22 protein-coding genes and 1 pseudogene are annotated in these 26,656 nt (G+C 64.0%); 9 read left to right on the top strand and 14 right to left on the bottom strand.

All coding sequences use genetic code 11. From position 1 onward, the window contains the following. Positions 1-2: 2 nt before the first annotated feature. The 4 genes from AC0L2J_RS29175 (at position 3) to AC0L2J_RS29160 (ending at position 3,889) form a co-directional block, all read left to right on the top strand. Positions 3-800, top strand: coding sequence for an MBL fold metallo-hydrolase (locus tag AC0L2J_RS29175; protein ID WP_063996347.1), 798 nt, complete (start codon positions 3-5; stop codon positions 798-800). Between the two features lie 165 nt (positions 801-965). Further along, positions 966-1,559, top strand: a complete 594-nt coding sequence (locus AC0L2J_RS29170) for a TRAP transporter small permease (protein ID WP_473395306.1) — start codon at positions 966-968, stop codon at positions 1,557-1,559. Positions 1,560-1,561: 2 nt separating this feature from the next. Continuing rightward, the gene (locus AC0L2J_RS29165) at positions 1,562-2,875 is read left to right on the top strand and encodes a TRAP transporter large permease (protein ID WP_007610345.1); all 1,314 of its coding nucleotides are present in this window, start codon (positions 1,562-1,564) and stop codon (positions 2,873-2,875) included. Between the two features lie 36 nt (positions 2,876-2,911). After that, the gene (locus tag AC0L2J_RS29160) at positions 2,912-3,889 is read left to right on the top strand and encodes a TRAP transporter substrate-binding protein (RefSeq protein WP_473395305.1); all 978 of its coding nucleotides are present in this window, start codon (positions 2,912-2,914) and stop codon (positions 3,887-3,889) included. An 88-nt stretch (positions 3,890-3,977) separates the two neighbouring features. Here AC0L2J_RS29160 and AC0L2J_RS29155 read toward each other — a convergent pair whose 3' ends face one another. Genes AC0L2J_RS29155 through AC0L2J_RS29145 form a run of 3 tightly spaced genes read right to left on the bottom strand, consistent with a single transcriptional unit; the run spans position 3,978 to position 8,575 of the window. Next, positions 3,978-5,627 (bottom strand): acyl-CoA synthetase, encoded by a 1,650-nt coding sequence (locus tag AC0L2J_RS29155; protein WP_473395304.1) that lies wholly within the window; start codon positions 5,625-5,627, stop codon positions 3,978-3,980. A 23-nt stretch (positions 5,628-5,650) separates the two neighbouring features. Then, positions 5,651-7,540, bottom strand: a complete 1,890-nt coding sequence (locus AC0L2J_RS29150) for a TRAP transporter large permease (protein ID WP_473395303.1) — start codon at positions 7,538-7,540, stop codon at positions 5,651-5,653. A gap of 15 nt (positions 7,541-7,555) precedes the next feature. Continuing rightward, a complete protein-coding gene (locus AC0L2J_RS29145) occupies positions 7,556-8,575 on the bottom strand; it encodes a TRAP transporter substrate-binding protein (protein ID WP_473395302.1) in 1,020 nt (339 codons plus the stop codon). A gap of 456 nt (positions 8,576-9,031) precedes the next feature. Between AC0L2J_RS29145 and AC0L2J_RS29140 the strand changes: the two genes are divergently transcribed. Continuing rightward, entirely contained in the window at positions 9,032-10,228 is a 1,197-nt protein-coding gene (locus AC0L2J_RS29140; RefSeq protein WP_473395301.1) for a M24 family metallopeptidase, read from the top strand. An 83-nt stretch (positions 10,229-10,311) separates the two neighbouring features. Here AC0L2J_RS29140 and mdoH read toward each other — a convergent pair whose 3' ends face one another. The 10 genes and pseudogenes from mdoH to AC0L2J_RS29090 all read right to left on the bottom strand — a co-directional run bounded on the left by mdoH (position 10,312) and on the right by AC0L2J_RS29090 (position 22,854). Further along, complete coding sequence (gene mdoH / locus AC0L2J_RS29135; protein ID WP_473395300.1) at positions 10,312-12,456, bottom strand: glucans biosynthesis glucosyltransferase MdoH; 2,145 nt, start codon at positions 12,454-12,456, stop codon at positions 10,312-10,314. Then, entirely contained in the window at positions 12,444-13,952 is a 1,509-nt protein-coding gene (locus AC0L2J_RS29130; protein ID WP_156527308.1) for a glucan biosynthesis protein G, read from the bottom strand. Before AC0L2J_RS29130 ends, mdoH begins: the two co-directional genes overlap by 13 nt. A 238-nt stretch (positions 13,953-14,190) precedes the next feature. Next, positions 14,191-15,018, bottom strand: a complete 828-nt coding sequence (locus AC0L2J_RS29125; protein WP_473249079.1) for a hypothetical protein — start codon at positions 15,016-15,018, stop codon at positions 14,191-14,193. Between the two features lie 69 nt (positions 15,019-15,087). Then, a complete protein-coding gene (locus AC0L2J_RS29120; protein ID WP_007610326.1) occupies positions 15,088-15,306 on the bottom strand; it encodes a DUF6894 family protein in 219 nt (72 codons plus the stop codon). Positions 15,307-15,559: 253 nt separating this feature from the next. Further along, positions 15,560-16,849: a siderophore utilization protein FsrB gene (gene fsrB, locus AC0L2J_RS29115; RefSeq protein ID WP_473395299.1), complete on the bottom strand. Its 1,290-nt coding sequence runs from the start codon at positions 16,847-16,849 to the stop codon at positions 15,560-15,562. An 89-nt stretch (positions 16,850-16,938) separates the two neighbouring features. After that, positions 16,939-18,927 carry a TonB-dependent siderophore receptor gene (locus AC0L2J_RS29110; RefSeq protein WP_035975010.1) on the bottom strand — a complete coding sequence of 663 codons (1,989 nt, stop codon included), beginning with the start codon at positions 18,925-18,927 and terminating at the stop codon, positions 16,939-16,941. Between the two features lie 514 nt (positions 18,928-19,441). Beyond that, positions 19,442-19,663 (bottom strand): annotated as a pseudogene (locus AC0L2J_RS29105) (DL-methionine transporter permease subunit); the annotation flags it as partial. A gap of 7 nt (positions 19,664-19,670) precedes the next feature. After that, positions 19,671-21,143 carry a DASS family sodium-coupled anion symporter gene (locus AC0L2J_RS29100; RefSeq protein ID WP_007610318.1) on the bottom strand — a complete coding sequence of 491 codons (1,473 nt, stop codon included), beginning with the start codon at positions 21,141-21,143 and terminating at the stop codon, positions 19,671-19,673. Positions 21,144-21,255: 112 nt separating this feature from the next. After that, the gene (locus tag AC0L2J_RS29095; protein ID WP_007610317.1) at positions 21,256-22,062 is read right to left on the bottom strand and encodes an enoyl-CoA hydratase/isomerase family protein; all 807 of its coding nucleotides are present in this window, start codon (positions 22,060-22,062) and stop codon (positions 21,256-21,258) included. A 33-nt stretch (positions 22,063-22,095) separates the two neighbouring features. After that, entirely contained in the window at positions 22,096-22,854 is a 759-nt protein-coding gene (locus AC0L2J_RS29090; protein ID WP_473395298.1) for a hypothetical protein, read from the bottom strand. Positions 22,855-22,917: 63 nt separating this feature from the next. On the opposite strand from AC0L2J_RS29090, the gene nthA reads away from it, so the two are divergent. Genes nthA through AC0L2J_RS29075 form a run of 3 tightly spaced genes read left to right on the top strand, consistent with a single transcriptional unit; the run spans position 22,918 to position 24,583 of the window. Beyond that, positions 22,918-23,547 (top strand): nitrile hydratase subunit alpha, encoded by a 630-nt coding sequence (nthA, locus tag AC0L2J_RS29085; RefSeq protein WP_473395297.1) that lies wholly within the window; start codon positions 22,918-22,920, stop codon positions 23,545-23,547. Continuing rightward, the gene (nthB, locus tag AC0L2J_RS29080; protein ID WP_473395296.1) at positions 23,544-24,203 is read left to right on the top strand and encodes a nitrile hydratase subunit beta; all 660 of its coding nucleotides are present in this window, start codon (positions 23,544-23,546) and stop codon (positions 24,201-24,203) included. Before nthA ends, nthB begins: the two co-directional genes overlap by 4 nt. Continuing rightward, a complete protein-coding gene (locus AC0L2J_RS29075; protein ID WP_018457832.1) occupies positions 24,203-24,583 on the top strand; it encodes a nitrile hydratase accessory protein in 381 nt (126 codons plus the stop codon). The genes nthB and AC0L2J_RS29075 overlap by 1 nt, the downstream gene beginning before the upstream one ends. Before the next feature lie 116 nt (positions 24,584-24,699). Here AC0L2J_RS29075 and queC read toward each other — a convergent pair whose 3' ends face one another. Then, positions 24,700-25,452, bottom strand: coding sequence for a 7-cyano-7-deazaguanine synthase QueC (gene queC / locus AC0L2J_RS29070; protein ID WP_473395295.1), 753 nt, complete (start codon positions 25,450-25,452; stop codon positions 24,700-24,702). A 139-nt stretch (positions 25,453-25,591) separates the two neighbouring features. On the opposite strand from queC, the gene mazG reads away from it, so the two are divergent. Then, a complete protein-coding gene (gene mazG, locus AC0L2J_RS29065) occupies positions 25,592-26,446 on the top strand; it encodes a nucleoside triphosphate pyrophosphohydrolase (protein ID WP_473395294.1) in 855 nt (284 codons plus the stop codon). The last annotated feature ends 210 nt before the right edge of the window (positions 26,447-26,656 follow it).

The following is a 26,656-nucleotide window of genomic DNA, read 5'->3' as shown; positions in this document are numbered from 1 at the left end:
GCATGACGCTGACGCTGACGATCCTGGGCTGCGGCTCCTCCGCCGGCGTGCCGCGCCCGGCACTCGGCTGGGGTGCCTGCGATCCCAACAATCCCAAGAACCGCCGTCGCCGCTGTTCGCTGCTGGTCGAGCAGACCTCGGACGAGGGCACCACGCGTATCGTGATCGACACCTCGCCGGACCTGCGCGAACAATTGCTCGCGACCAATGTCGACCACATCGATGCAGTATTCCTGACCCACGAGCACGCCGATCAGACCCACGGTATGGACGATCTGCGTTCGGTGGTGATGCACATGCGCCGGCGGATTCCGACCTATCTCAATCAGACGACTGCGAACGACATCATGTCGCGGTTTTCCTATTGCTTCGTCTCGCCGGCGGGCAGCGACTATCCGCCGATCCTGACGGCGCAGTCGATCGAGGCCGGTGAAAGCCAGACGATCCAGGGGACAGGCGGCGCGGTGACGATGACTGCCTTCCTGGTGCAGCACGGCAACATTCCCGCGCTGGGCTATCGCATCGGCGATGCCGCCTACACTCCCGACCTCAACGACATCCCGCGCGAGAGCTGGGGCGCCCTGGAAAATCTGGATCTCTGGATCGTCGATGGCCTCCGCTACACCAGCCATGTCAGTCATTTCAGCATCAACGACGCGTTGTCCTGGATCGAGCGCTTCAAGCCGAAGCGCGCCGTCATCACCAACATGACGGCCGATGTCGATTATGAGGTGATCCGGCAGTCGCTGCCGGCGGGCGTGGTGCCCGCGTATGACGGGCTGCGGCTGGAGACCCGCTGAACCTGCGGTGGAAATTCCGGCGAGAGCCGGCATACTCCTTGCTTGCGCTGGGCCCATCATGTTGATCTAACGTCTGAAAGACAGGCGCTGGGCAGGGGCGATATTCATGCAGAACCGGCGCGCGACGTGCGATCGCCGGGACCGTCTGAATCGCCTCGTGTGAGGATGGGGATCGCGTTGGCAGGGGACGATGTCACGAGCCGTGGACCGGTGCGACGCGCGCTGGATCTCCTTTATCTCGGTGCGGGCTACGCCGCCGGGGCCTTCATGGTTGCGATCTTTGCAATCATGATGATCATGTCGATCGGGCGCCAGTTTGCGGTCAACATTCCCGCCGGCGATGATTTCGCCTCCTGGTGCATGGCCGCGATGGCTTTCCTCGGCCTCGCTCACACCTTCAAGCGCGGGGAGATGATCCGCGTCGGCCTGCTGCTGGAGCGTCTGCATGGGCGCTCCAAGCAGGTTGCGGAGGTCGTGGCCCTCGGCATCGCCGCCGCTTTCATCCTCTATTTCACCCGGCATGCCGTGCAGATGACCTACGATTCCTGGCGCTTCAACGACGTGGCGCAGGGCGTCGTCGCGCTTCCGCTCTGGATTCCGCAGCTCGGGTTTTCCGGCGGACTCGTGATCCTCTCGATCGCGCTCGTTGATGAAATGATCAGTGTCATCGGCGGCAACCGGCCGAGCTACGAGAAGGGCTCGCCGGACGAGACCCCGGACGAATTCATCGAGCGGATCTCACAGGGCGGCGGAGGTTGACGATGGCCAATCTCGGCATGATCGAACTGTCGTTTATTCTGCTCGGCGTCATGATCGTGCTGCTGGGAAGCGGCATCTGGATCGCGGTTTCGCTCGGGCTCGTCGGTTTCGTGGCGATGGCGCTGACCACGAGCCTGCCGCTCGGCTCGGTGCTTGCGACCACGACATGGAGCGCAAGCTCGTCATGGACGCTGGCCGCGCTGCCGCTGTTCATCTGGATGGGCGAGATCCTCTTCCGCACCAAATTGTCCGAGGAAATGTTTCGAGGCCTGTCACCCTGGGTTCAGTGGCTGCCGGGGCGCCTCACTCATGTCAACGTGATCGGCTGCGGCATCTTCGCGGCGGTGTCGGGCTCGTCGGCGGCGACCTGTGCGACCATCGGCAAGATCGCGCTGCCCGAGCTCGACAAGCGTGGTTACGACAAGGGCCTCAGCCTCGGATCGCTCGCAGGCTCCGGCACGCTCGGCCTGCTGATCCCGCCGTCGATCCCGATGGTGGTCTATGCGGTCACGGCGAATGTCTCCGTGCTTCAGGTCTTCCTCGGCGGCTTCTTGCCGGGCGTGCTCGTGATGGTGCTCTACTCCGGCTACATCATCATCTGGTCGCTGCTCAATCCAAAAAAGGTCCCACCGCGCGACCCGCCGATGTCGTTTCGCCGGAAGCTGCAAGAGTCCGCCAAGCTCGCCCCATGCCTGCTTCTGATCCTGGCGGTATTCCTCTCGCTCGTGCTCGGCTTTGCGACCGCGACGGAATGCGCCGCCTGGGGCGTTTCGGGCGCGCTGCTGCTGGCGTGGTGGAGCCGCACGCTCACACGCAAGAACTTCCTCGAAAGCATCATGAGCGCGACGCGCCTGACCTGCATGATCATGCTGATCCTGGCAGGCGCGGCCTACACGACCGCAGCGATGGCCTATACGGGCATTCCGGCAGCGCTCGCCACCTGGGTCCAGGGCCAGCAGCTCACGCCGGGCATGCTCGCGCTGTATCTGAGCATCATGTACATCATCCTGGGATGCCTGATCGACGGCATCTCGATGATCGTTCTCACTGCCGTGATCGTGCTGCCGATGGTCAAACAGGCCGGCCTCGACCTGGTCTGGTTCGGCGTCTATCTCATCATCCACGTCGAGATGGCGCAGATCACGCCGCCGGTCGGTTTCAATCTGTTCGTGCTCCAGAACATGAGCGGCCGCGATACCTTGACGGTCGCCCGGGCAGCATTCCCGTTCTTCGTCCTGCTGCTCGCGTCCGTGTTCATCATCACGGAATATCCGCAGATCGTGATGTTCTTGCCCAAGCTTGCTTTCCCAGACTGAGCGTACGTTTTGAAATTGACTGTGAGGAGAAGCCCCATGATCTCTCGTTTATTCCGCGCATCCCTGATCGCCGGCGCCGTGCTGGCCGCGACACCCGCTTTGGCGCAAACCAAATGGAATCTGCCGGCAGCGTATCCGGCCGACAATCCGCACTCCGAGAACCTGGTCGCGTTCGCCAAGGACGTCGAAGCCGCCACGTCCGGCAAGCTCCAGATCACGGTTCATCCGGGCGCCTCACTGTTCAAGGCGCCCGACATCAAGCGCGCGGTGATGACCGGGCAGGCGCAGATGGGCGAAGTCTTGCTGTCGATCCACGAGAACGAGGATCCCGTGTTCGGGATCGACGTCGTGCCATTTCTGGCGACCAGCTTCCCGGACGCCATGAAGCTGTATCAGGCCTCGAAGCCGTTGATTGCCAAGAAGCTGGACGCGCAGGGGCTCAAGCTATTGTTCGTCGTGCCGTGGGCGCCGCAGGGCGTCTATGTCAACAAGCCGCTTGCGAGCATCGAGGACATGAAGGGCCTCAAATGGCGAGCCTATAACGTTGGGACTGCGCGCATTGGCGAACTGGTCGGCGCGCAGTCCGTCACCATTCAGGCCGCCGAGTTGCCGCAGGCGCTTGCCACCGGCGTCGTGAACTCCTTCATGTCGTCGGGCGGCACGGGCTACGATGCGAAGGCATGGGAGTCGCTGAAGTACTTCTATGACGTGCAAGCCTGGATCCCGAAGGACTACACCTTCGTCAACAAGGCCGCGTTCGAGGCGCTCGACAAGCCGACCCAGGAGGCTATCCTCAAAGCCGCCGCGACCGCGGAAACCCGCGGCTGGAAGGCCTGGCAGGACAAGAGCACCTGGTACATCGACCAGCTCAAGGCCAAGGGCATGACGGTCGAGCCGCCGAGCCCGGCGCTGAAGGCCGGCTTCCAGAAGATCGGCGAACAGCTCACCGCCGACTGGCTCAAGAAGGCGGGAGCCGACGGCCAGGCGCTGGTTGAAGCCTACAAGAAGATGTGAGGACGACGGGACTCGGCGAACCCGACCTCGCCGAAACTGCGCAACGACTTCGCGGCGACGGGCCAAACGCCGCGGAGTCGAGACAAGCTCAGGCCGAGATCGCCTTCGCCGATCCCGCTTCGTTGCGCAGCAGGAATTTCTGAATCTTTCCCGTCGACGTTTTCGGGATCGGCCCGAACACGACAGCCTTCGGCGTCTTGAAGCCGCTCATATGCGAGCGGCAGAAGGCGATGATGTCGGCTTCGCTCGCGCTCGCGCCGTCCTTCAGCTCGACGAAGGCGCAGGGCACTTCGCCCCATTTCGGATCGGGCTTTGCGACCACGGCGGCGAACAGCACGGCCGGGTGCTTGTAGAGAATATCTTCGACCTCGACGGAGGAAATGTTCTCGCCGCCGGAGATGATGATGTCCTTGGAGCGATCCTTGATGATGACGTAACCATGCACGTCGAGCACGCCGAGGTCTCCGGTGTGAAACCAGCCGCCCTCGAAGGCTTCCTGCGTCGCCTTGTCGTTCTTGAGGTAGCCCTTCATCACGATGTTGCCGCGAAACATGACCTCGCCGATGGTCTCGCCGTCGCGCGGTACTTGCCTCATGGTCTGCGGATCGATGACGGTGACGGCTTCCTCGAGCGGGTAGGGTACGCCCTGCCGCCGCTTCAGGCTGGCGCGCTCGGCTGCGGGCAGATCATCCCAGCCAGGCTGCTCGGCGCAGACGGAGGCGGGGCCGTAGACCTCGGTCAGGCCATAGACGTGCGTCAGCTTGATGCCGATGCTCTCGGCGCCTTCGAGCACCGCGACCGGCGGCGCGGCGCCGGCGATCAGGCCGACGACGCGCCGCGCGGCATCGCCCTTCGGTGCATCGGGCGCGTTGATCAGCGTGTTGTAGACGATCGGCGCGCCGCACATGTGGGTGACGCCGTGCTGCTTGATCAACTCGAAGATCTTGGTCGGCTCGACCTTGCGCAGGCAGACGTTGATGCCGGCGGCCGCCGCAATGGTCCAGGGGAAGCACCAGCCGTTGCAGTGGAACATCGGCAGTGTCCAGAGATAGACCGGATGCTGGCCGAGTTGGCCCGCGAGGATATTGCTGACGGCATTCAGATAGGCGCCGCGATGATGCGTGACGACGCCCTTGGGATTTCCCGTGGTGCCCGAGGTGTAGCTCAGCGCGATCGCGTCCCATTCGTCGCCCGGCAGGATCGCGGCGAAGTCGGGATCGCCTTGCGCGAGCGCGGCCTCATACTCGATCTCGCCGATGCGCCTTCCGCCCTTGAACGCGGCGTCGTCGACGTCGATCACGAACGGTTTTGGGCCGGTCATCTGCGCGAGCGCGTCGGTGATCACGCTAGAGAATTCCGGATCGACCAGAATGATCTTTGCGCCGCCATGGTCGAGCTGAAATGCGATCGAAGGCGCATCGAGCCGGATGTTCAGCGCGTTGAGCACGGCGCCGGTCATGGGGACGGCGAAATGCACCTCGTTCATCGCCGGAATGTTCGGCAGCATCGCCGCGACGGTGTCGCCGACGCCGATGCCCTTGCCGGCAAGATACGAAGCAAAGCGCTTGCAGCGCTCATGCGTCTCGCGCCAGGTGAAGCTGCGCCCCTCGTAGACCGTGCTGACATGATCGGGATAGACTGCGGCGCTGCGTGCCAGGAAGCTCAACGGGCTCAGCGGCACGTAGTTGGCGGGCGTCTTGTCGAGGCCGATATTATACTGGCTCTGCCGCTCGCTCATCGACACCTCCCTTACGCGCCGGTTTACAGGAATCCGATGGAGATCCACGGAAAGACGGCGACGACGATCAATCCTACCAGCAGCGCCAGCAGATAGCCCCAGATCGGCCTGATGCCTTCGGCCGGATCGACGCGTCCGATGGCGCAGGCGGCATAATAGCCGACGCCGAAGGGCGGCGCGAATAGCCCGATACCCATGGCGAGAATGATCACCATGGCATAATGCACCTCGTGCACGCCGACGGCGCGCGCAATCGGAAACAACAGCGGCCCGAACAGCACGATCGCAGGGATCCCCTCCAGCACGCTGCCGAGGATGGTGAAGGCCAGGATCGAGACGGCGATGAAGGTCGCCGCGCCGCCCGGCAATCCGGTCATGGCGGACGCCAGCGAGCGCGAGAAGCCTGATTGCGTCAGGCCCCAGGCCATGCCGGTCGCCGTGCCGATGATCAGCAGGATCGCGCCCGACAGCGCCGCGGTCTCGACCAGCATCGGGAACAGCCGCCGCCAGTCGAAGCGGCGGTAGACGAGGAGGCCGACCAGTGCGCCATAGACGATGCCGATGGTGGAGACTTCGGTCGCGGTCGCGATGCCTTCGACCACGGCGTAGCGGATCACGAAGGGCAGCGCGAGCGCGGGCAGGGCGATGACGAAGGTCTTGCCGATCTCGCCCCCTGTGGCGCGGCGGACATGGCTCATGTCCTCGTGGCGGTAGCGCCACCACACCAGCATGCACAGCGTGATCGCGAGCACCACGCCGGGCAGGAGACCGCCGGTGAACAGCGCGGCGATCGAGACGCCGGTGACCGATCCGATCGTGATCAGCACGAGGCTCGGCGGAATGGTTTCGGTCTGCGCGCCCGTTGCCGCAAGAAGGGCGACGAGATCGCCGGGCTTGGCGCCGCGCTGTTTCATCTCCGGGAACAGCACGGGCGCGACCGCCGCCATGTCCGCGGCCTTGGCACCGGAGATGCCGGAGACCAGGTACATGGCGCCGACAAGGACGTAATGGAGTCCGCCGCGGACATGGCCGAGCAGGCTCGCCAGGAACGCCACCATGGCCCGTGCCATGCCGGTCATTTCGATCAGGAGCCCCAGGAATACGAACAGTGGCACCGAGAGCAAGATGAGGTGGCTCATGCCCTCGTCCATCCGGCCGACCAGCACCATGACCGGCGTGCGCGTGGTCAGTGCCAGATAGCCGAAGATGGCGAGCCCGAAGCCGAACGCGATGGGAACGCCTGCAAAGACGCAGAAGCCGGCGACGCCGACGAAGAAGATGACGAGGTTGAGATTGCCGAGCGGTCGCAGATAAGGCTGCGCCAGCCAGAACAAGCCGACGACGACGGCAACGGCGACCGCGGCCGTCAGTACCATGCGGTAATCGGCTGCGCGCAGCAGCCGCAACAGCGCGAACACCGCCATCAGGCAGATGCCGGCCGGAAGCGCCGCGGCGCGCCACATATTGGAGATCTGCAGCGCCGGCGTGGTGATGAAGCTTTCCTCGTAGGCGTAGTCCCAGGACGGCCAGACGATCAGCGCCAGGAAGGCCAGCGCCGCGCAGGTCGCCACGAGATCGAGCCAGGCCCGCGTGGCCGGCTTGGCGCTGGCGACGACCGCGGTCATGCGCATGTGCTCGGAGCGGCGGAACGCGACCGCCGCGCCCAGCATGGCGAGCCACAGGAACAGGATCGAGGCGAGCTCGTCCGACCAGATCAGCGGCCGGTGCAGGCCGTAGCGCGCGACCACGCCGGCAAACAGGATCGCGATCTCGGCGACCACCAAAATGGCCGCCGGGATTTCGACGAGGAGGCCGAGCGCGCGCTCCGTTGAGGCCAGCAGCGAAGATCGGCGAGGGGACCGTACAGCCGCCTCGCCCGCCACTCCGCTCACTTCGACCTCGATATGAGCCATGACGGCTCCAACGCGTTACGACAGCTTGCCGACGGCCTTTTCCAGCAGGTCCCAGGCCTGGTCGCCATATTTGCCCTTCCACTCGGCATAGAAGCCGGCGGACCGCAGCTTGTCGCGGAACGGCGCGACGGTGGGCTGGTTGAAGGTCAGGCCCTTGCCCGCGAGCTCCTGCTGGAGATTGGCATTGAGCTTGGCGGTATCCTCGCGCTCCTTGAGCGCTGCGGCATTGATGTTCTTGGCAACGATGGTGCGCACATCCTCGGGCAGGCTGCTCCACGCCTTGCGGTTGGCCAGGAACCAGAAGCCGTCCCACATGTGGTTGGTCAGCGAGCAGTATTTCTGCACCTCGTAGAGCTTGGCGGTCGAGATGATCGCCAGCGGGTTTTCCTGGCCCTCGACGATCCTGGTCTGCAGCGCGGAATAGACCTCGGCGAAATTGATGGAGGCGGGCGCCGCATCGAACGCCTTGAACATCGAGGTCCACAGCGGCGACACCGGCACGCGGATCTTGAAGCCCTTGAGATCGTCCGGATGGGTGATCGGCTTGCTCGACGACGTGGTCTGGCGGAAGCCGTTGTCCCAGATCTTGTCCATGACCTCGAGCCCGGCCTTCTTGATCTCGCCGCGGACGAAGGCGCCGAGATCGCCGTCCATGGCCTTCCAGACCGTGCCGTAGTCCGGGAACGCGAAGCCGATGCCGTTGATGGACGCCGCCGGTACCAGGGTCGACAGGATCAGCCCCGACAGCGTGAAGAATTCGACCCCGCCGGAGCGGATCTGGCTCAGCATGTCGGTGTCGGACCCGAGCTGGTTGTTCGGGAATATCTGGAGGTCGAACTTGCCCTTGGTTTCGGCCTTGATCGCCGCCGCCATCTCCTTGGCGCGTACGTTCAGCGGATGGGTGTCCGGCAGGTTGTTGGCGTATTTGTAGGTGAACTCGGCGCTCTGGGCGCGGGCCACATGGGGCGCACTGAGGCCGCCCAGGACCGCGGTCGCGGCGGAGGCCTTGAGAAGCGTGCGGCGGGAAAAGCTCATGGGTCTGCTTCCTCGGAAAGTTTGTTGTTGTTCTGAGATGCAAACCTATACGGACGGAAGGTCAGAAGGTCATCTGCGATCTCGCGAAGCCTCGCTTATTGCAGCCGGACATCGTCACGGCAATATCGGCTTTCGGAGGCATGGGCCGGATTCAAAAAACGCGAAAACAACCCCATGCACAGTAGCCGTCGAAAGCTGGGGCAACGTGCGACGGTCGGCCCTGAAAAGAACGAGGAACCAAGGTCCCATGAGAGGAATTCTAGCTAAATAATTGATTTGATTGTATATAAATATATTCCATAATATACCTTATGCGAATCATGGATGTGGCTGTGCAGGTCAGGCCAGATCATTCCGCAGCTACCCAGAACCCCTCTTTCGGCTCACACTTGGTGCCAACAATCCCCGGGCAAACCGACGCAGCGGTTGAGGCCACGGAGCATTGGGAGGTTCGTCATGCAGGAGAACGTCGCCCGCGCAGACCGCTCGCGCGCCATTCCATTCGACGCCGCCAAGCTCGACCGCCTGATGGAGGCTGCCGGCCTCGATGTCCTGGTCGCGACCTCCAAGCACAATGTGCAGTACCTGCTGGGTGCCGAGCGCGCGATCTTCTTCGACTACATGGATGCGCTGGGCGTCAGCCGCTATCTGCCGGTGCTGGTCTATCCCAAGGGCGCGGCGGAGCACGCGGTCTATGTCGGGCACCGGCTGGAGACCCATCAGCGCGCCGTCGCGCCGCCATGGGTGGCACAGGTCCGGACCGAGTCCAACGGCTCGGTCGATGCGATCACGCGGGCCGTCAGCCTGATCCGCGACGCCGGCGTGCCCCTGAAGCGGGTCGGGGTCGAGATGGCGTTCCTGCCGATGGATGCGGGCCGGGCGCTTGCCGACGCCCTGCCCGGCGCCGAGCTCAAGGACGCGCTGTTGGTGCTGGAGCGACTGCGGGCGGTCAAGTCGGCGGACGAGCTCGCAAAACTCAAGACGGCGTCCGAACTGGTGATCGCCTCGATGCTGGCGGTGATCGCCGGGCACGGCCCGGGCACGACCAAGCAGCAATTGTCGGACGCCTTGCGGATCGCCGAAGCCAATCGCGGGCTGACCTTCGAATACTGCCTGCTCGCTTGCGGCAGCAGTCACAACCGGGCGCCGTCGGCGCAGCGCTGGGAGCAAGGCGAGGTGCTGTCGCTCGATTCCGGCGGCAATTATCACGGCTATATCGGCGATCTCGCGCGCATGGCCATGCTCGGTGAGCCCGATAGCGAGCTGAAGGACTGTCTGGCCGAGATCGAGGCGGTCCAGCGCGCGGCCTTCGCCGCGGTCCGGCCCGGCGCCATGGGCGGCGACATCTACGTCGCGGCCGAGCGGCAGCTCGCGAAGATCAGCCAGCGCGACTGCACGGAGTTTTTGGCCCACGGCATGGGCCTCGTCAGCCACGAGGCCCCTCGCCTGACCGCCAAGGGTCCGATCCCCTATGACGACACCGACGCCCGCCTGCCGCTTGAAACAGGCATGGTGGTATCGATCGAGACCACGATGAAGCATCCGAAGCGTGGGTTCATCAAGCTCGAGGACACGGTCGCGGTGACGGCGACGGGGTATGAGATTTTCGGCGAGGGTGGGCGTGGGTGGAATTTGGGTGGCAGTTCGCTGTAGGCTGGGACCGCGCTCACAGCAGACATCTCGCCCTCGGCCAAGCACCACCGGATCGTCAACGCCCTCACCTACACCGCCATGACCTAGACGTCCGCGGAAGCGGTCGCTCGCGGCATTCGCATGACTTGCTCAAGCGCGTGTCGGTGCTTCAGCACGGCAAGGATCTCGCGCGCGCTGAGGCTGCTGACGGCTTCCTCGAAATCGTCGCTCTGCTCAATCTTGGCACGGGCGATCGCGAGATCTATGTCGATCTGGCCCGATTTGCGCGGCGGCGCTTCGAGGGACTGCATGTGCGGTCCCAGCAACGCGGGGTTCTGTCTCAATTCGATCAGAGCCGCGCGTGACTCGATCCGATCCAGGCTGGCAAGCTCTCTCGCCCTCTGCAGCAGTGCCGGCGCGCGATTGTCCTCCGGGGTCGCAAACAGGCGCGCCATTCGCGGTGCCGTCGATGTGATGAGACCGATCGGAATGGCGCAAACCAAGCCGATGATCACCGGCGACATCCAGAGCAGCAGCGGAAGCGACACGGCATAGGCGCTTGCCGCCATGGCCAGCCCGCATAGGGTCGGCACCGTGAATTTGCGATAGACTTCATCGCGCGTGATCCTGCCATCACTTCGCCGTTGCACTTGCCAGCCCGCATCACGCCCCAGCAGGATCTCCGCCACAGCGGTGGATTGAAAGATCATCATGGATGGGGCGATCAAGGCGGCAAGGAGGCTCTCGGCGACCACCGCCAGCAGCACGCGAAATCCGCCGCCGAATGCCTGCCGTTCCGCACGCCTGGTGAGCAGAACGAGGTAGGCCAGCAATTTGGGCAGGATAAGGAGCCCCATCGTCGCGGCAAAGACCCAGGCGGCGAGCACGGGATCCTGTGCGGGCCACGTTGGAAACAACGAGAAGCCCTTGGGAAAGTACTCCGGCTTGACGAAATAGGCCTGCAAGGAGATCAGGATTCCGAGCAATAGAAACAGCAGCCACAGGGGCGCGGTGAGATAGGAGCCGATCCCGGTCAACAGGTGAAGCCTTGAGACCCAGTGCAGGCCTCGGGCCGGCAGAACGGCAAGATGCTGGAGATTGCCCTGACACCAGCGGCGGTCACGCGCCGCGAAATCCAGCAGCGACGGTGGCACCTCCTCGAAACTCCCACCGAGATCGGGAGCCATGAAAATCCCCCACCCCGCCCGCCGCATCAGCGCGGCTTCGACAAAATCGTGGCTTAGGATGTGGCCGCCGAAAGGTTTCCTTCCGCGCAATTCGGGCAAGCCCGCCTCTTGGGCAAAAGCCTGCACCCGGATGATGGCATTGTGTCCCCAGTAGTTGCCCTCTGAGGCATGCCACCAGGCGTTCCCGGCCGCGATCAGCGGGCCGTATAAACGACCCGAGAACTGCTGAAGCCGGCTAATCAGGGTTCGCGCATTGACGACGATCGGAAGCGTTTGGATCAGCGCGGCCTGCGGGTTTGCTTCCATCGCGCCCGCCAGCCGAACGATGGTCTCTCCGCTCATCAGACTGTCCGCGTCGAGAATGATCATGTAGTCGTAGGCGCCACCGAACCGCCTCACCCATTCGGCGATGTTGCCGGACTTTCGGGCGGTGTTGTCGGATCGGTGACGATAGTAGAGATGGCCCGAACCGCAGTTGCGCTGCAGTTCCAGAAACGCAAGCTCCTCGGCAATCCAGATGTCCGGATCGGTGGTGTCACTGAGCAGAAACCAATCGAACAACGGGGCCTGTCCGGTTTCGCCGACCGACTCGTACATGGCGCGGAGTCGCGCCATGAGATGGTGCTGATCCTCGTTATAGGTCGGCAACAGCATCGCCGTTCGGCCGGTGATCCCGGGCAGCGGACCGTGGCTGTCAATTGGCAGCACATCCGGTCGGCCCCGCAGGAGCACAAAAAAACCGGCGACTGAAGACACGAACGAAAACGCGATCCAGGCGAGCAGCACGAGAAACAGCCCGAACACCATGCCTTCAAGGACCGTGACGCCACCAACCTTGAGAACATCGTACATCTCAACAGCGCCCGCAGCGGTAATCGCGGCCGTTCCGGCGAGAATGAACAGGCGCCGCGCTGCAACGGCAGGGGTGGTCCGCAGTCGCGCCGGATAGGCACGATTTGTCCCGTCCAATCGACAGGGCAGCATCGGGAGAGGCGTTTCGTCGGGAAGATACCGAATGCCAAGCTCAGGCGAAAGCGCAGGCGACGACTTCAGGGCGCCCATCGGTAAACCCAGACTTCGGAGATGGGTTGATCCCCCAGCATCAAGACCGCCCTCAACTCGATAGGCGCGTCCTTCACGGAGCATTGAAAACTCAGGCGCCAGCCGCCGGTTTCCGGGTTTGGCTGCGTGACGACGTTCTTGATCTCGGATTTGTCGGCGCTGACGGCGCCCCTCACCTTCTCAGGATCGACCTCCTTCAGCTTGTCACCAACGAGCTCGAGCACGAATAATTTGCTGTCCTCGCCCCGCGCGCCAACGCCTGTGCGGGTGAACCGGGCTAGTGAATTGGGCTTCGGCGCGTCCGGACCCCAGTGCAGACGATAGGTGTAGTTGTTTTCGCTCTTGGCCTGGAGTGCTGTTTTCGGGCGCCAGAAGGCGGCGATGTTGTCGTGAACTTCCTCCTTGGTCGGGATCTCAAAGAGGACCACACTGCCCTCTCCCCAATCTCCGATCGGTTCGACCCAGAGGCTCGGGCGACGCTCAAAGCGCGATTCGAGGTCCTCGTAGGCGAAGAAATTTCTCTCCCGCTGCATCAGGCCGAAGCCGCGAGGATTGAGATCATTGAATGTGCTGGCCTGCAGATCGTGTGGATTGTTGAGAGGACGCCAGAGTTGCTCGCCCTTTCCATTGAACATTGCGAGCCCATCGGAGTCGTGCACGGCAGGGCGGAAATCGTCGACATCGTGTCGGTCGTTCGGACCGAAAAAGAACATGCTCGTCATGGGCGCCAAGCCGGCATGTTGCAGCTCGATCCGCGGATAGAGCGACATCTCCACGTCGAAGACCGTCGAAGCGCCCGGCCTGATCGTGAAGCGATAGCTTGCCGTAGCGCTCTTGCTGTCAAGCAGCGCATGGACCACGACAGATGTGGCCCCCGGCGCGGGCTTCTCCAGCCAGAAGGCCTTGAAGAACGGAAATTCCTCCCCCTTGCTCTCGCCGGTATCGATCGACAGACCGCGCGCGGACAGGCCATAGGTCTCGCCTTTGGCGACCGCACGGAAGTAGCTGGCGCCGAGAAACGCGCAAACCTCGTCGTAATAGTCGGGGCGATTGATCGGGGCGTGAATGCGAAAGCCGGCAAATCCGAGATCAGCGTCCGGTACCTGGCCGATATTGTCGCCGAACGCAAAATCGTCGCGCCGGTACCTGATCGGTACGGCTCGTCCGCCGGAGACCTCGTAGATGTCGACCCTGTTCTTATAGAAAAAGCCGCGGTGGAAAAACTGGACCTCGAAGGGCAGCTTCTCGTTGCGCCAAATTGCGCGCTCCGGCAGAAAGCGAATTGACCGGTACTGATCGTAGGTGAGATCACTAAGCGCGTCCGGGACCTTTTCCTCTGGCGGCGCAAAGGGCTTACTCGCCAAATTGCGGGCAAGGTCGCGGACATAAGAGGGACCAAACGGCAACTCCGCCGCTGATCCCGCAGAGACTGCGCCAGGTAGTAATGTCGCCAATGGCGTCAATGCCGAGGCTTCCAGGAATTGGCGGCGATTCAAGTTTGCTACCCGTTCGGTTCCAACCGCAGTGCAACCCCCTCGTCGCGAACGAGTTCCACGGACCTCGCCAAATCCGAGGATGATGTTGCCGACGATCTCGTCGATGCGGCTTGGGGCGATTTCGCACTGCTCGGGCCTCGGTTGCATCCGCAGGAGGAGCTGCAATTTCCGATTGCGCATTCTCGAGCGATGGCGCCCCGCGCCACGCTGCAGCCCCGAAGGCAACTGGATAATCGCTCTAGCGCAGCGGCAGCAGCTCCAGCTGGCTCTGCGCTTTCTTGACGGCCGTCGCATACCAGCTCTGGCTTGGTGCCGCCTTGGAGAAGCACGCCGTGTACGCGGTCATCGCATTGTCTTCGCGGGTGATGTCGCCGCGGGGGTCCTTCTTGTCGATGGGCCTCGCCATCATCTGCTTCCAGACCTTCTCGCAAGCCGGGATCTCACCCGTCTTCACCGCATCGCTTGCGGCGAGAAAGAAGACCTTGTCGCCCTGGATCGCGACGACGTCGATTTCATGCGGCGGTCCCTTCAGATCGCCGTTGCCGCGGACGCCCAGTACCGCAACCGCCGCGCTTGTGCCCGCGGGCTTCGTGATCGGCAGCTCGGCATATTTGGCGAAGGCGGAGTCCTGGATCGCCTGATAGTAGAAGCGGTCCGACTTGAACGCCGCGCCGATCTCCTGCGGCATCCCGTCCTCGCGATGCTCGCGCAGCCAGTGCTTGAGCAAGCCGGTCGTGGTCGCCACCGCTTGCATCTTGTCTCCTTCGGACGCGAAGCCGAGGCCGTCGAGATGGCCGAAACCGGAATCGCCCTTGAAGAGCGTGTCCGCGTTCGTCTTGCCGTCGGCCGGCAGTCCCTTGATCGCGACGGGGCCCACCAGGCCGCGCAGGACGTCCGTCAACTCCTTGAGCGCCGCATCGTGCTGCTTATAGGTCTCGTCGTTCTCCTTGGCTTTCGAGAATTTTGCGATGTAGCGATCGCGCAGATCGAGATAGCGCTGCTCCGGGCCAGCCGCATGCGCGGACGTGGCGAAAACGAGCAGGCAGAGCAAGGCAAGGCACTTCATAGCGATCCCGGGAGGCACGAGCTGTCTTCTGCCTTTGTGCCTCCGTTGCACCGGAAGGTTCATCCATGGTCAACTGGTCTTTGAATAGACCGGTTCGCGATGAACTTCCCGACCGTTCTCGTCGATGACGACGATCCGGAGATCCGGATGTCCTCCTGGCCTTGTCGTGCGAACGTCTTCCGCCAGGTTCTTGCTGTGGGCAATGGCGGCGCCATCGCTTCCAAACTCCAGACCTGACTTGTCCCGAGCCGGAACGCCATCTCTCACATCGAAATAGTACGTGCGCATCAGCATCCTCTCACGTCCACCTGGAGTGATTGGCGATCCTGTCGAAGAGGAAGGGCAAACAGGGGCACAAAGCCCTGGGGGACGTTTACTGCAAATCGGGTTAAACACGCAGCGACGCTAGCGAAGGTTGCTCAAGGGCAGTTTGATTCCGATCAAATTCTTCTGTCATGGCTCAGCCTCTGTCATTGCCCGGCCTAGACACGAAGCGTGCCTCGCAAGGCAATTGAGCTCGGGCAAAGCCGCGCGAGCGTCCCTACTCCGCCGGCGTGAGCTGCCGGTTCAGCCGCATCGCAGCCGTTTCCCGCACCCGGACGCGGGCGCGGCGCTTGCGCCACCAGATCACGATTCCGGTGACCGAGAGCGCCGCCACGACCAGCCCCATGACCGAAATCAGGATGCGGCCGAACAGCCCGACGATGCGGCCCGAATGCAGCGGGAATTGCGCCTGCACGAAGATGTCGGCGGCGGTGCCGACCCAGGGCAGCCGTTCGCCGATCGGACGACCGTCCTCGCTGTCGTAGTAGAGCTGCGCCGGACCGACACCGCCGGCGCCGTGATCGTCGCCCGGATGAAAGAAAGCCGCGGCATAGACACCATGGGCCGGGCCGTAATTGACCGAGCCGACCGGGACGGTCCACCCTCGCCCCTTGGCGTCCGCCGCCGCGCGCGCGGCGATGTCGGCGAAGCTGACCTTGGGCTCGATGGGATCGTCGAGATCGCGATATGGCCGCTGCTCATAGGGCGTCGGCGTGTAGTTCGACACCATCTTCATCAGCGGCGAGAACACCTCGAAATAGAGGTTCAGCGAGAACGCCGTGAAGGCGATGATGAACAGCACGCCCCAGGTCCACAGGCTGAAGGCGCGGTGGATGTCGAAATTGATCCGGTAGGCGCTGCCCGAGGTCTTGATGGTCCACGCCGGCGCCCAGCGCGCCCAGAAGCCGCGTTCGAGCTGGCGCGCGACTTGCGGCGCCCGCGCCGCCCTGGCGCTCCGGCGCGAGGGCAGCGTCAGGTAGAAGCCGACGAAGCAGTCGATGGTCCAGATGATGGCGATCACGCCGAGCACGCGCATGCCCCAGCGGTCGCTGCCCCAGAATTCCGGGATGTGCATGGTGTAGTGCAGCTTGTAGAGGAACGAGACGAAGTTTTCGCGCGTCACCGGCCACACCGCGCCCCAATAGCGGCGGCCGAGCTCGGCGCCGGTATTGGGATCGAGGAAGATCTGATTGTAGTCGAGCGCGTAGCGCTTGCCGGTCGCGGGATCGATCCGCGGCATGACGAAGAACCACAGCGAGTGGCCCTCCTCCGGCGTCATGAACAGATAGACCACGCGCGCACGGGGGTCGCGCTGCTCGATCATCTTCGCGAGATCGATCGAGGGAATCGCCGGGCCCTTGCTGCTGACGTCGAACAGATGGCTGTTCAGGACCTCGTCGATCTCGTGATCCCAGGAGATGATCGCCCCGGTGATGCCGGAGAAGAACAGGAATCCGGCCGTGAGCAGCCCCGCCCAGCGATGCAGCTTGCCGAATATCGCTCTCATCGTTCAGATCTCGCCAAGTAAGACGTGGATGGCCGGGACAAGCCCGGCCATGACGACCTCTCGTGGGCCCTCACCGTCCTCATTCGACCTCACCACCGATACGTCAGCTTGCCGATGGCCTTGCGTCCCTCTGCGTAGAAGCAGCCCGACAGGCTGTAGCAGGCGGCGACGTAGCGGGTGTCGGCGAGATTGGTGACGTTCAGCGACAGCCGCCAATTGTCCCTGGTGTAGGCGAGCAGCGCGTCCAGCACGGTCGCGGATCCGACCTTGAACGTGTTGGCGTCATCGCCCCAGGTCGCGCCGACATAGCGGAGGCCGCCGCCGAACTGCAGGCCCGCGAGCGGCCCGGTCTGAAGCGTGTAGTCGTTCCACAGCGAGGCGCGGTTGAGCGGCACCGTGACCGGTGCCTTGCCGACATTCACCGGATCCTGCGTCACCGTTGCATCGACATAGGCATAGGCCGCCCGCAGGTTCCAGCCGTCGGCGAGCGACATGCTGCCTTCGAGCTCGATACCGCGCGATTTCACCTGACCGGTCTGTTCGGCGAGATAGCTCGGAGGCGCAAAGGTGACGACGTTGTCGCGCGTCAGGTCGAAGGCGGCGAAGGTGAACAGCGCGTTCCAGCCGATCGGCTGGTACTTGACGCCCACCTCGTACTGCACGCCGGTCTCGGGATTGAGCAGCTGTCCGCTCGGGCCGGTCGCGAGCACCGGCAGGAAGGATTCCGAATAGCTGAAATAGGGCGCGATGCCGTTGTCGAAATTGTACATCAATGCGGCGCGGCCGGTGAAGGCCGATGCATCCTTCGCGACTGACGTGTTGAAGATGCCGCTGTCCACCTGCGTCGTCACGAAGTCCTGGCGGCCGCCGAGCTGGAACGAGAGCCGGCCGAGCTTGATCTGGTCCTGCGCGTAGAGGCCGACCTGCGACTGCTTGACGCCGGTGTCGTCGCTCATGGCGCCCATGGTCCAGTCGTAGCTGTAGACCGGATTGAAGACGTTAATCTCGGGCGCGGACGTCGTGACGCCAAAGGCGGTGTCGCGGAATCTGGTGTTGCGATAGTCTATGCCCACCAGCGTGGTGTGGCTGAGGAAGCCCGTGGTGAACTTGCCCTGGAGCTGATTGTCCACCGCGAAGGAGTTGATGTAGGAGTTGCTGTAGCTGCCGAAACGCGCGAGCCGCCCTGCGGCCTCGTCGGTATAGCCTCCGCCGTAAAACACCTTCTCCTCGTTGTGCTGATAGGCGTAGCGCAGATTCTGCCGGAACGTGATGTTGTCGGTGAAATTGTGCGAAAGCTGGTAACCGGCGGTCGCGATCTCGGTGTTGAACGCGTTGAAGCTCGGCACGCCCGCGAAGAACGAGACCGGGATGGTGCGGCCGTTGTTCGGCCACACCGTGCCCGAGGCCGGCAAAAACTGAAGACCCCACCCTGCCCGGTCGCGCTGGTAGTTGGCGAGGATCGTGATGGTGGTGTCCTCGTTCGGCTTGAACGTGATGGCGGGCGCGATGAAGACTCGGTTGTCCTTGGTGAAGTCGACCTGGGTTTCGCCGTCGCGCACCACGCCGGTCAGGCGCCACAGCACCGTGCCGTCCTTGTTGGCGGGACCGCCCATGTCGAACTGGCCCTGATAACGGTTGAAGCTGCCGCCGGAGATCGAGACCTCGCCGAACTGCTGCGCCGTCGGCAGCTTGGTGACGTAGTTGAGGATGCCGCCGGTGCCGCTGCCGCCATACATCGCCGAGGACGGACCCTTGAGGACCTCGAGACGCTCGGCGCCGTAGGGATCGAGGCCGTTGAAATGCACGTAGTTGCTGGAGGGTACCCGCAAGCCATCGACGTAGAGGCCCGACATGGTGGTGTCGAAGCCGCGGATCTGGAGGGCGCCGAAGCGGGTGTCGGAGCCGCCGTTGACGTCGCCGCTGACACCCGCGGTGTAGCGCAGCGCCTCGCCGATCGAGACCGCACCCTGATTCCTGACCTGGTCGGTCGTGACGACGGAGACGGACTGCGGGGTTTCGATCAGAGGCGTATCCGTCTTGGTCGCGGTGCCGCTGCGCGTCGCAACGAAACCGCGCACCGGACCGTTGGCGCGTTCACCCGTAGCGCCGTTCGATGATGCTGACTGGGTTGGCGCGGCTTGCTGCGCCGGAGCGCGACGATTGGCGCGTGCGGTGCGTGTCGCCCCTGAGCCTCGCCTTGAGGCGACCGCCGCAGGCCGGGCGCGCTGGGCCGGGGCTTCGACGGTGACGGCGGGAATCTGCGTCTGCGCCTCCACGGCACCGAAGGGAACGACAAGAGCAAATGTGCTGGCCGCTCCGAGGAAGAGAATCTGTATCTGTCGACGACGCGTGTCGGAACGCGAAGAAAGTTGTAAGTCGGTCACGTCGAGGCCCCACGCACTGCCGGCTTTGCCGGTATCGTTTTTGATGCCTCGCCCTAACGCAGGCGATTTCGGAGTGCGATAGGAACTGCGTTAGAATTTCTCCAGACGCGTGTGCAACGCGTGCGACGAATGCGCTCAGTCGTGTCTCGAAGTTTGGAATGCTTCCAGACCGACAAGAACCTGCTTGTTCGAAATGTCTAAAACGGCGTCAGCGATGTCGCAGCCGGCGATTGACCCGGCGCGCGAGATAATCGCCGGCGCTCTGGACCAGCTGCACCAGCGCGATCAACACCACGACGACGGCCAGCATCATCTCCGGCATGAAGCGCTGATAGCCGTAGCGGATGCCGAGATCGCCCAGGCCCCCGCCTCCGACGGCACCGACCATGGCGGAATAGCCGAGCAGGCTGACCACCGCGAGCGTCAGCGCGCCCGGCTCAGTGGACCCGCAACCAGGGCCATACGATCAGCAGGAGCCCCGCGAAATACAGCACCCCGAAGATCAGCCCAAAACCCCAGAACTGACCTTTGCCGATATAGCCGCTGCCGAAATACATCGGCGCCGGCCCCGTCGCGTAAGGCGAGATCACGCCCATCAGGCCGAGCGAGTACATGCAGAGCATGGCAAGCGTCGTGACCGGCAGGTCGGGGATGCCGGATCCAACCGCGAGCACCACGGGCAGCACGGCGGCGGCATGCGAGGTGATGCTCGAGAAGAAATAGTGGATCCAGAAGAACAGCGCGACCAGCAGGAGCATCGCGGTCGACGGCGACAGCCCGGCGAGCGGCTTTGCATATTCGGTGGCGAACCATTTGATGAAGCCGATCTCGTTGAGACCAGAGGCCAGCGTCAGCAACGAGGTGAAGTAGAAGAACACCTCCCAGGCGCTCTTCTCGGCGACGATGTCGGCAAACTCGATCACGCCCGTCACCAGCATCAGCGAGATCACGATGAACACGACGGTGGTGGCGTTGACGAAATTCGAGCCCAGGAGCGGCACGCGGATGTCCGGGCTGGAGCCCGCGATCCACAGGAACATCGCGAGCAGGATCAGCGCCAGCATGATCCACTCGTTACGCGACATCGGGCCCATCTCCGCGAGCTCCTTCGATGCCCATTCGGAAATTTCCGGGCTGCTCTTCACCTCGGGGCGGCAGACCGCGTAGCTGAGCAGCGGGACCAGCACCATCAGGAGGAGGCCGAGCGGCGCAAAGCCCATGAACCATTGCGCCCAGCTGACGTCGATTCCGACGGTCTTCTTGGCGATGGCCAGCGCCGCCGCATTGGGCGCGAGCGCGGTGAAAAACAATGAGCTGGTGACGGCGGTCGACGCGAACGCGGTCCACATCACATAGGTGCCGATTTTGCCGGCGGTCGGTCCAGGCTCGGAGCCGTAGATGCGCGGGATGTTGCTGATGATGGGATAGACGATGCCGCCGCTGCGCGCGGTGTTGGACGGCGTCGCCGGCGCCAGCAAGAAGTCCGACATCGCCACCGCATAGCCGAGGCCGAGCGTGTTGCTGCCGAGCTTTTGCACCAGCACGAGCGCAATACGCCGGCCCAACTGGCTCTTGCGATAGCCGATCGAGAACACGAAGGCGCCGACGATCAGCCAGACCGTGCTCTCGGCAAAGCCCGCCAGCATCCATCGCAGCGACTTGGTCGGGTCGGGATCGATATAACCGCCGACGCCGGCAACCGTCAGCCCGATCAGGCCGACCGCGCCGACCGGCATCGATTCCAGGATGAGACCGGTGATGACGGCCGCGAAGACGGCAAAATAGTGCCACTGATTGACGTTGAGCCCTGCCGGCACCGGCAACAGATAGATCACCAGCCACACCGCGAGCGGCGCGATCAGCTTCCAGCGAAACCCTTTCGCCTCAGGCGCCTGCGAGCTAGTGGTCATGGGCCCTCCCCCTCGATCGTCATGGTCGTCGGCCGGCCCGTTGATCGGGCCTATTTTGTCCCAGCGCCGCGTATACGGATAGACCGCGGCGCAATCAATGCCTGGCCGGCTTCTACCGCCCTCTGAACTTCGGTTTGCGTCGCGTCAGGAACGCCTCGACGCCCTCCCTGTGGTCCTCGCTGAGGCTTGCCAGGGCGAACTGGTCGACGTCCATGTGGCTGGCGAGATTATCCAGCGCATGCGCCAGACGGTTGACCGTGAGTTTTGTCATGGCAACGGAGAGCGGCGGCTGCGCTGCCACCTTGCGCGCAAGCTCCATGGCGGCATCGAACGCATGGCCGGGATCGACCACCTGCTCGACCAGGCCCCACTCATAGGCTTCATCCGCGCTGATGCGCTGATCGGCCAGGATGACAGCCTGCTTGGTGCGAGCCGGGCCGATCAGGTGCAGCATGCGCGGAATGCTCTGCCAGCTCATGTTCATGCCGAGCCCGATCTCGGGCACGCGCAGATGGGCATCGCGTCCCATGACGCGGAAGTCGAGCGCGACGGCCAGCGCCACGCCGCCGCCGACGCAAAAGCCCTCGATGGCGGCGATCGTGATCTGCTCCATCTCCTGCCAGGCGTGGGTCAGGCGCGGTCCGAGCTTGAGATGCCGCCGCAGCGTGCCGAGGTCCATGTCCTTGCGCGAGCGCCCTTCGGCATCCTTGAGGTCGAAGCCGGCGCTGAACGCAGCCGCGCTGCCGGTCAGCACCACGACAGAGGTTGCGGAATCATCCTCGAAACTGCGCGCGGCCGCGGTGAGCTGGCGCAGCGCCTCCGGCGACAGCGCGTTGATGCCGTCGCCGCGGTCGAACCGCACCACCGCAATCCGCCCCTCCGGCCCGAGGCCCTTCTCGATCTTCACATAGTCAGGCAACGCAATCTCCCCTGGTCTTGGTCTTCCTGGTGCTCACAGATGCCCGGTACGCCGATGTTCGGGTTCGCTTCCTTGGACCGGAAACCGGATCGTGGTCCCGATGGTGATCCAGTTGGCATTTTCGCCGGTGATGTTGCGGCCGTAGATCAGATCGACGGAGAATATCTCGTTCGGTCGGTAACGGACACCGGTCTGGAAACGCGGCTGCACGACGCTTGCGACCTCGGAGGCGCCGGCCTGCCCGTACGCCTCGATCGTCCATTGCAGGGTCTCTGTGAATTTCCAATCGAAGCCGATGCCGTAGGTCAGGTAATGGCGATCCACCGTGCGATCCCAGAGCCAGCCGCCGTTGACGTTGATGCGCATGGTCTCCGACAGGCGGAAGGTCGCGGGGACGACGGCAAAGGCGGATAGCGCCTCGCCGGTCGCCGCGTCGAATGATCCACCGCCATAGGCCGACAATCCCCACCGGCCGATCCCGGTCGGGATCAAGTTCGTCTTGCCTTTCGGAGCAATTGTCGTGCTCCAGTCGCCGTCGCTCCGGGCCCGGATGGACTGCAGGCTCAGCTCGATCGGCCTGAAGGGATCGACGACACAGGAGGGATTGGCGACCGCCGAAAAATCCGCGTTGGTCGCCGCCGACAGCCAGCTTTCCACCTTGCAGGAGCCGACCTCGGAAATGTCGGCGGCATCGACCGCATAGGCGCCATTCGCGGCGCGCGCATCCTGCCCCGCGAATGCGCCAAGAGCCGCGATTGCGGCGGCTATTCCGGTTGTTGCAGCCCAGCCCATGGTGCGACGTTAGCAGAGTCTTCGCCTCGACAACGCCAGGATTCTGGGACTATCTTCGCCCCCGTGAGCGAGCATCATCATCATCACCACGATCACGACCATTCCGAGCTGTCGGAGACCGAGCTGCGCGTGCGCGCGCTCGAGACGATCCTGACCGAAAAAGGCTATGTCGAGCCGGCCGCGCTCGACGCCATCATCCAGGCCTATGAGACCCGGATCGGCCCTCATAACGGCGCACGCGTCGTCGCCAAGGCCTGGAGCGATCCGGCGTTCAGGACGGCACTGCTGGAGGACGGCTCGAAGGCGATCGGCACGCTCGGCCATGTCAGCCGCGTCGGCGACCACCTCGTCGTGGTCGAGAACACACCGCAGCGTCACAACATGGTCGTGTGCACGCTGTGCTCCTGCTATCCCTGGGAAATGCTGGGGCTGCCGCCGGTCTGGTACAAGGCCGCGCCCTATCGTTCCCGCGCGGTGAAGGACCCGCGCGGCGTGCTCGCCGATTTCGGCGTGCAGGTCGCCAAGGACGTTGAAATCCGGGTCTGGGATTCGACCGCCGAAACGCGCTTTCTTGTGCTGCCGATGCGCCCGGCGGGGACCGAAGGCTGGAACGAGGAGCAGCTCGCCGAGCTGGTCACGCGCGATTCCATGATCGGCACCGGCTTTCCCAAGGTGCCCGGAGCGCCGTCATGAACGGCGTGCACGACATGGGCGGCATGGACGGGTTCGGCAAAGTCGAGCCCGAGCCGAACGAGCCGGTGTTCCACGAGGAATGGGAGTCGCGTGTTCTCGCCATGGTGCGCGCGATGGGCGCGGCCGGCGCTTTCAACATCGACACCTCGCGCTTCTATCGCGAGACGATCCCGCCGCACGTCTATCTCTCGAGCTCCTATTACAAGAAATGGTTTCTCGGGCTCGAGGAGATGCTGATCGAGAAAGGCTATCTCACTCGGGAGGAAGTCGCCGCCGGCCACGCGATGCAGCCGGCCAAGGCGCTCAAGCACGGCAAGTTCGATCTCGGCCAGGTCGAGCGCATCATGGTGCGTGGCAAGTTCGCCCGCCCTGCCCCGGCACCGGCGAAATTCAAGATCGGTGACAAGGTCCGTGCGAAGAACATTCATCCCGCGACCCACACCCGCCTGCCGCGCTACGTGCGCGGTCATGCCGGTGTCGTCGAGCTCAACCACGGTTGCCACGTGTTTCCGGACTCGGCGGCGATGGAGCTTGGCGAGAATCCGCAATGGCTCTACACGGTCGTGTTCGAGGGCCGCGATCTCTGGGGCGCGGACGGCGATCCGACCTCGAAAGTCTCGATCGATGCCTTCGAGCCGTATCTGGACCCGGCGTGATGAGCAGCACGGCTGCTGCTGCCGCGACGGCAGCGATCCCGAGCATTCCGCGCGATGATGACGGCCCGGTGTTCCGCGCGCCTTGGGAAGCGCACGCCTTCGCGATGGCGCTGACGCTGCACGAGCGCGGCGTGTTCACCTGGCCAGAATGGGCGGCAGCCTTGGCCTCCGAGATCAAGCGGGCGCAGGCGGCCGGCGATCCCGATACGGGCGAGACCTACTATCTGCATTGGCTCGCCACGCTGGAGGGGCTGGTCGCGCGCAAGGGCGTTGCGTCTGCGGAGACGTTGCATCGCTACCGCGACGCCTGGGACCACGCGGCAGATCGCACCCCGCACGGCAAGCCGATCGAGCTGAAGGCGGAGGATTTTGCGCCGTAGTCGCTTTGCGCGCCTGGGTACGCTCTCGCCCCAACCAACCCTGTCATTCCCCGCGGAGGCGGGGAATCCAGTACGCCGCGGCCTGTCGATTATCACGACCGTCTCGGAGTACTGGATCACCCGCTTTCGCGGGTGATGACACCGAGTCTGTGGGGGCACCGCCCCGCCACATACTCCCGCCACCCCTTTGCCCGCAGGCTGCAGGCCGGGCACTCGCCGCAACCGTAGCCCCAATCATGCTGCGCGCCGCGCTCGCCGAGATAGCAGGTGTGCGACTGCTCGCGGATGAGATCGACCAGCCCATCGCCGCCGAGGTCATGGGCGAGCTTCCACGTCGCGGCCTTGTCGATCCACATCAGCGGCGTATGCAGCTCGAACTTGCGGGCCATGCCGAGCGACAACGCGGCCTGCATGGCGCGGATGGTGTCGTCGCGGCAATCGGGATAACCGGAATAGTCGGTCTCGCACATGCCGCCGACGATATGACTGATGCCGCGCCGGTAGGCCAGCGCCGCGGCGAAAGTCAAAAACACCAGATTGCGGCCGGGCACGAACGTGTTCGGTAGGCCGTCAGCGCCCATCGCAATCGCAACGTCGCGCGTCAGCGCCGTCTCGGACACCGCCGCCAGCGTCGGGATCGACAGGGTGTGGCTCTCGCCGAGCCTGGAGGCCCAATCCGCGTGCAGATCCTTGATGCCGTCGAACAGTCGGTCACGGCAGGCCAGCTCGATGGCGTGGCGCTGGCCGTAATCGAACCCCAGCGTTTCCACGCGCGCAAAACGGTTCAGCGCCCAGGCAAGGCAGGTGGTGGAATCCTGGCCGCCGGAAAACAGCACCAGCGCGGTTTCGGATGAAAATGCGTCACTCATGGCCCGCGCTTTAGCACTGCGCACGCTGCTCGCCAATCTGGCCCGCCAACCGGTGGAAATCGGCCCGTTCCACCGCGCCGCGCTGGGAACGGGGGCCCGCTTTTGGCATAAGGCATGAGAGCCAGGAGACTGCCCCGCAATGACCCCTTCCCGCGACATTTCCCGCCTGATCGAGATCATGGCGGCGCTGCGCACGCCGGTGACCGGCTGTCCCTGGGACCTCGAGCAGAATTTTGCGACCATCGCGCCCTATACGATCGAGGAGGCCTATGAGGTGGTCGAGGCCATCAGCCGCGGCGATCTCGACGATCTCTGCGAGGAGCTTGGCGACCTCCTGCTGCAGGTGGTGTTCCACGCCCAGATGGCGTCGGAGCAAAACGCGTTCGCTTTTGGAGATGTCGTTGAGGCCATCACGCGAAAAATGATCCGGCGCCATCCTCACGTCTTCGCCGACAAGGACGGCAACCTCGCCTCCTCCCACGTCAAGGAAGTCTGGGATCGCATCAAGGCCGAGGAGAAAGCCGAGCGCGCCGCGCGCCGTCCGCCGCAGGAAGCGCCGTCCCACAAATCGCTGCTGTCAGGCGTGAAGGCCGGCCAGCCCGCGCTGACGCGCGCCATGGAGCTGCAACGCAAGGCCTCCACTGTCGGCTTCGACTGGAACGACCCGCGCGCGGTGCTGGCGAAAATCCGCGAGGAAGCCGACGAGATCGAGGCCGCCCTCGATCGCAACGACAGCGATGGCTTGGCGGAAGAGACCGGCGACCTGATGTTCGCGCTGGTCAACCTCGCCCGCCATGTCGATGCCGATCCGGAAGCCGCGCTGCGCGCGACCAACGCGAAATTCGAGCGGCGCTTTGCGTTTATCGAGCGGGCGCTGGAAGCGCAGGGGCGCACGCTGGAGCAGGCGTCGCTGGCGGAGATGGACGCGTTGTGGAACGAGGCGAAGGGTGAGGAGCAGTCGGCACCGGAAGGACGCAATAGATCCCACCGCTAACTCCGACGTCGTCCCGGCGAAGGCCGGGACCCATAACCACAGGGAATAGCTCTGCGAAGACACAGAATTATGCAGTCGTCGGTATGAAGACCGCTCTCCCTCGATAAATCACGCGGTATGGGTCCCGGCCTTCGCCCTAGGGCATGCACATATCTGGTGCGGCGGATTGACTCAGATCGGCATCTGGGGATTCCAGAATCGTGAAACCGT

The sequence above is a fragment of the Bradyrhizobium sp. MV1.5 genome (assembly GCF_055807615.1).
This window is presented reverse-complemented; position numbering and strand designations above follow the sequence as displayed.